Origin of the sequence: Catenibacterium sp. UBA627, assembly GCF_002299355.1 — a bacterium.
In the GTDB taxonomy this organism is placed as follows: domain Bacteria; phylum Bacillota_I; class Bacilli_A; order Erysipelotrichales; family Coprobacillaceae; genus Catenibacterium; species Catenibacterium mitsuoka.
The window spans coordinates 1-5,043 of the sequence record NZ_DBPF01000016.1; the positions used below are offsets into that span (position 1 = coordinate 1).

Genomic DNA, 5,043 nt, shown 5'->3' on the forward strand with positions numbered 1-5,043 from the left:
ATCAACAGGAATCATGACTATCATCTTAATATCATAATCTTCCAAACTCTGCATAAGAATAGTTAATCTATGATCAAAGATAGGATTATTAGTATGAGATACAAATTGTTTATGCATTAAATCATCTATTTCTTTCTCAATAAACTGATGTGTTTCTTCATCAGATATTACATGATCAAGCTTTCTTAATACATAAAGCATACGATGTTCTTTCTTTAATAAAGAATCATATATATGATTAATTCGGTCATTATTTTCTCTCTGTATTTTTAGCTTCTCTTTCTCTAAGTAATTCTGTCTATATTGGAAGAATAGAAAAAGAAATAGTAAACTTAATACAAACACTAATACAGTCATTAAGATGATTGTAGATTGCGATAGATTAATAAAAGAAAGAGCCTGCATGAGTAAAGAAATCAATACAAGTAATATAATCCCAATTAGACCAAAGGTCTTATTTTCTTCAAGGAAGGAAAGATTATTTTTGTTGTATTTTAATATCTTTAATAATCCCAAGGCAATCATACAATATAGAATTCCAAAAGGAAGTCCATAAAAATCGCTTATATTCAATATAGAAAATAAACGAACAAATAAAAGATTCACAAAAAGTAAAGCAGTAAAGAATAGAAGTGTTGTAGAAATACTATAGATCACAGCTTTATATTTATGAATATAAAGCATGCATGCATGTGTTACACATATAAGAAAGATCAATAAAAAGTTATTGAGGAGACTAGGGTTGGTAAAAATAAACATTTCTGTGAGAGTAAGAGGAGTACAAAGAATAGTGTAGGAATACTTTTTTTCGGGTATTAAAATACTGCTGATGCAAAAACAAAGCATTGCAGTACTTATAACTGAAAATAAGAAATCAAATATCATAGCTTAATATACTCCTTGTAGTGGTGTAAAAAGTTGTTCTTATAGATACGTCCTACAGTCAGATTTTCATTATTATATAGGATGATATTACGATTGTAATCTTCTACATATTGAAGGTTAATAATCATATTCTTTTGAATCTGAACGAGTGTTGTATTGATGTAATTATTACAGAAATCTTTAAGAGTACCTGTTGTCATATAATCTTCTTTAGGTGTATGGACAACGAGATCATGACCAATAGAAACAACTGAATAGATATCTTGAATAGGAATCTGTAATGAACGCTTACTGTCTTTAAGTGTAATAGTGATATAAAGAGTAAGTAGTTTCTCTTTTAACTGCTTAAAGACAATATTTTTATCATAATCATAATGGTTCTTTCTTATGAATTGAAAAGGCTCAACCTGAAATGTATTAAATACAAGATTCTCGTGACTTGATGTGAATATAACCAGACAGTTATGCTTGTTTTTATGATATTTTGCGATTTCAATACCGTTCTTATCATTTAATTCAATATCCATGAATATAACATCATATGTACCTTCTATTTGATCAAAATGGTCAGTAATCATATTTGTAATCATATTAGGATTATGAAAGTATTCATTTATATCCTTTTGTAGCTGCATTGCGAAAGCAGTATTATCATCACAAATCAGTATATTCATAACATCACCTCTGTTATATTTTAACATATTATTTTATTAGATTGAAATGTAATTTCTGTGGAATGTCTTTTGTGCACGAAAATGTGTCTCTTATGCGAGAATTATAGGCAATTTTAATATCATAGTATAACATTTAGTTAACATCTAGATGGAAATTAAAAAAGAGAAAGGTTTAAAGCAATGAAGAGATTAACGATAATACTATTATCTCTTGTGATGGTTTTAAATATCCCGATAACTACTGTTTTTGCAGATCATATTGAAGAAAACAATTTGAATTATTATTCCTATGAATTATTTGAGAATAGTGAAAAAAGATATGTGGATGTAATTAATAAGAAAACAAAGCATGTAGATTATATAGTATATAATAAAAAGACAGGTGTGCTCACAATTAATGGAAGAAATAAAAAGTGTGTTGTTCATGCAAATCATCCTAGAAATGCATCACATTATAAAATGAATTTCACTGTTGATTATCAAACAGCTGGACTTCTAGCAGGTAGTATTTTAGCTTTTACAGCGACTTCTATTTCATCCCTTAAAAAGGTGATGCCAGCTTTTAAGCTAGCGGTAGGAACTCAAGTAAAAGGCTGTTTAAAATATAAATGTCAGAAGAATAATAAGAGAACTTATATAACTCTTACAATGAAATTTGGTAGTGGCCCAAAAAAGTCATATAGTTTTAAAACTAGTAGTTTGCGGATGAGCACTAAACCTTATATTTAAACACTCACATTTTATTAAGGAGGACTTACTATGAAAAGATTATGGGATTTAAATATCTGTATATGTATAGTAGTTATGTTTTTGTTTGAGTTATTAGATGGCAGCAATATGATTCCATCTCAATATCGTCTAGCAATAGCGGCTATCATTCTGATTTTCGATGCAATCTTTGCAATATATGCAATTATTGAAAGTAGAAAGAAAAATCATTCAATTAAAATGTTTTTAGATGATTATGTTTGTACTTTAGTTCCAGCAACTATTTTCATGCTTCTCGTATTTAATTTTGGCCCATTAAAATATCGTAATGAAGTAAAATCTGCAGCTATTTTATATTTAATTATAGGCTTAGTCTACAATTTTGTTAAGGATTGGAAATCGATGAAATCAGTATCAAAAAATAATAGACTCTCATAGGAGGATTCATTATGAAATTTTCAACAAAAACAAACATCATGAAAATATGTACTAGATTGAGTACTGCGTTCACAGTATGGTATTTGATGTTTGGTGATTCTTACACAATATTATCAAAAAATCGATCAATTATATTAGTTATACTCTTTGTGCTTGATGCAATCATTTTAAGATATCTTCTTAATGACAGAATGAAAGAGAACAAATCAAAAGAAGTATTTTTACAAACTGATATCTTTGTGCTTATTTCACTTATTGTTCTTATACCTTTGCATTTAGGTATTGTACATCCAATAATTGCTGCAATATTATCAGGTTCAGTAATAATTTACCAGGCGATCGCAATTACTTATAATATTAAAGAGAGAAGAAAGAAAAAGAAGCAAAAGAAATCAGGCGTAATCCCTAGCGTCTAATTAAAAAATAATATACTATATGTAAGAGAGGGTCTATTATGAGAAAAATTCTGAATTATTTTACTGGTTCAATCATTACATTCTTATTTCTGATATTTAATGATCTTGATGCGATTCCATCAAAGTATTGTTTAGGAATAGCTGCAGTTATCTTTATTTTTGATGCAATAGTACTTGCTTATGAACTTATTGATAGTATGAAGAAAAACAAATCCGCAAAAGTATTACTTCAAGAGAATATTTGTATGATCATTATATTTATGATTTTGTTGATTTTGAGAATGAGTCATTTTTCTCAAGAATGTAATTTTGTGATTGCAGGAGTGGTAGTTTGTTATATTATAATAAGTATAATCTATAATCATAAGAAAAAGGTGGAATTTGACTAATCCACCTTTTGTAAAGCGCAAAAAAAGAGCTGTAATGATTTCATTACAACTCTCGTTAATATTAATAGTTACCCTGAGCAATCATAGCATCTACAACTTTTTCAAATCCTGCAATATTTGCACCTTTGATTAAGTCATAACCTAAGCCATACTTTTCGGCTGCTGCAACAGAGTTATTGTAGATATCTACCATGATAGTATGTAGTTTTGCATCTACTTCTTCTTTAGTCCAGCTATAACGCATTGAGTTCTGACTCATTTCAAGTGCAGAAACTGCAACACCACCAGCATTTGCTGCCTTTGCAGGACCTAAAGTACCTTCATGACCTGTGAAGTATGCGATAGCTTCAGGAGTAGTAGGCATATTAGCACCTTCGATAATATACTTACATCCGTTTTCTACTAACTTCTTAGCATCTTCTTCTTCGATTTCATTCTGTGTTGCACAAGGGAATGCCATATCACACTTAACACCCCAAGGCTTTTCTCCTGGATGGAATTCAGCACCAAACTTTTCAGCATAGTCTTTTAACTTAACATCGTTCTTAGTTCTGATTTCAACAAGGAAGTCCCACTTTTCCTGAGTATTGATACCTTCTGCATCATATACATAACCATCTCTACCAGAAATAGTAACAACCTTAGCACCAAATTCAGTTGCTTTCTGAGCAACACCCCATGCAACGTTACCATATCCAGAACATGCAATAGTCTTGCCTTCATAGCTGTCATTGAAATGTTTTAATACTTCATTACCATAATAAACAGCACCAAAACCAGTAGCTTCAGGACGAATTAAGCTTCCACCAAATGGTAAAGCCTTACCAGTTAAAACACCGTTTTCATAAGCATCTTTAATTCTCTTATACTGTCCAAATAAGTATCCGATTTCTCTTCCACCTACACCGATATCACCAGCAGGTACGTCTACGTTAGGACCGATATGACGGTATAATTCAGTCATGAATGACTGACAGAAACGCATTACTTCAGCATCACTCTTACCTTGTGGATCAAAGTCAGAACCACCTTTACCACCACCGATAGGTAAAGTTGTAAGAGAGTTCTTTAGGATCTGTTCAAGACCTAAGAATTTAATAATACCTAGGTTTACTGAAGGATGGAATCTTAAACCACCTTTGTAAGGACCGATTGCGCTAGAGAACTGTACACGGTAACCTCTGTTCACAATAGTCTTACCTTCATCATTAACCCAAGGGACTTTAAACATAATAACTCTTTCAGGTTCAGTAAATCTTTCAAGGATCGCCATATTTTCATATTCAGGGTGTGCTTCAATAACTGGTTCCAAACTCTTTAAGATGTTTGTAGCCGCTTCAATGAATTCTGGCTGATCAGCATTTTTTTCTTTTAATTCTGTTAAAACCTTATCAACATATTTCATAACGAAATCCTCCTTGAATTAATTATATTATGCGCATGATAGAATTTCTATAAAATAAGAAATTATTATCACAAAGATAAAATAAGGGTTAAAATAATAAAAAGTATGAATTACAATTTGTGAGTATA

7 protein-coding genes are annotated in these 5,043 nt (G+C 30.5%); 4 read left to right on the forward strand and 3 right to left on the reverse strand.

What is annotated here, in order from left to right:
* Together B2S90_RS01160 and B2S90_RS01165 are read right to left on the reverse strand one after the other, a co-directional pair.
* Window positions 1-525, reverse strand: a 525-nt coding sequence (locus tag B2S90_RS01160) for a hypothetical protein (RefSeq protein WP_286696415.1), incomplete at its 3' end; no start/stop codon positions are given.
* Window positions 526-881: 356 nt separating this feature from the next.
* Entirely contained in the window at window positions 882-1,559 is a 678-nt protein-coding gene (locus tag B2S90_RS01165; protein ID WP_278861746.1) for a LytR/AlgR family response regulator transcription factor, read from the reverse strand.
* A gap of 180 nt (window positions 1,560-1,739) precedes the next feature.
* On the opposite strand from B2S90_RS01165, the gene B2S90_RS01170 reads away from it, so the two are divergent.
* Genes B2S90_RS01170 through B2S90_RS01185 form a run of 4 tightly spaced genes read left to right on the forward strand, consistent with a single transcriptional unit; the run spans window position 1,740 to window position 3,510 of the window.
* Complete coding sequence (locus B2S90_RS01170) at window positions 1,740-2,288, forward strand: hypothetical protein (protein ID WP_278861747.1); 549 nt, start codon at window positions 1,740-1,742, stop codon at window positions 2,286-2,288.
* A gap of 30 nt (window positions 2,289-2,318) precedes the next feature.
* Window positions 2,319-2,705: a hypothetical protein gene (locus B2S90_RS01175; protein ID WP_055233282.1), complete on the forward strand. Its 387-nt coding sequence runs from the start codon at window positions 2,319-2,321 to the stop codon at window positions 2,703-2,705.
* 11 nt (window positions 2,706-2,716) lie between these two features.
* On the forward strand, window positions 2,717-3,121 hold the full coding sequence (locus B2S90_RS01180) for a hypothetical protein (protein ID WP_055233281.1): 405 nt from the start codon (window positions 2,717-2,719) through the stop codon (window positions 3,119-3,121).
* 38 nt (window positions 3,122-3,159) lie between these two features.
* The gene (locus B2S90_RS01185; RefSeq protein WP_286696416.1) at window positions 3,160-3,510 is read left to right on the forward strand and encodes a hypothetical protein; all 351 of its coding nucleotides are present in this window, start codon (window positions 3,160-3,162) and stop codon (window positions 3,508-3,510) included.
* Between the two features lie 61 nt (window positions 3,511-3,571).
* Here B2S90_RS01185 and gdhA read toward each other — a convergent pair whose 3' ends face one another.
* Window positions 3,572-4,915 carry an NADP-specific glutamate dehydrogenase gene (gene gdhA / locus B2S90_RS01190; protein ID WP_055233279.1) on the reverse strand — a complete coding sequence of 448 codons (1,344 nt, stop codon included), beginning with the start codon at window positions 4,913-4,915 and terminating at the stop codon, window positions 3,572-3,574.
* Between the last annotated feature and the right edge of the window lie 128 nt (window positions 4,916-5,043).

Coding starts and splice junctions, on each gene's coding strand:
- B2S90_RS01165 (WP_278861746.1), bottom strand. CDS start 1,559: ATGAATATACTGATTTGTGATGATAATACTGCTTTCGCAATGCAGCTA.
- B2S90_RS01170 (WP_278861747.1), top strand. CDS start 1,740: ATGAAGAGATTAACGATAATACTATTATCTCTTGTGATGGTTTTAAAT.
- B2S90_RS01175 (WP_055233282.1), top strand. CDS start 2,319: ATGAAAAGATTATGGGATTTAAATATCTGTATATGTATAGTAGTTATG.
- B2S90_RS01180 (WP_055233281.1), top strand. CDS start 2,717: ATGAAATTTTCAACAAAAACAAACATCATGAAAATATGTACTAGATTG.
- B2S90_RS01185 (WP_286696416.1), top strand. CDS start 3,160: ATGAGAAAAATTCTGAATTATTTTACTGGTTCAATCATTACATTCTTA.
- gdhA (WP_055233279.1), bottom strand. CDS start 4,915: ATGAAATATGTTGATAAGGTTTTAACAGAATTAAAAGAAAAAAATGCT.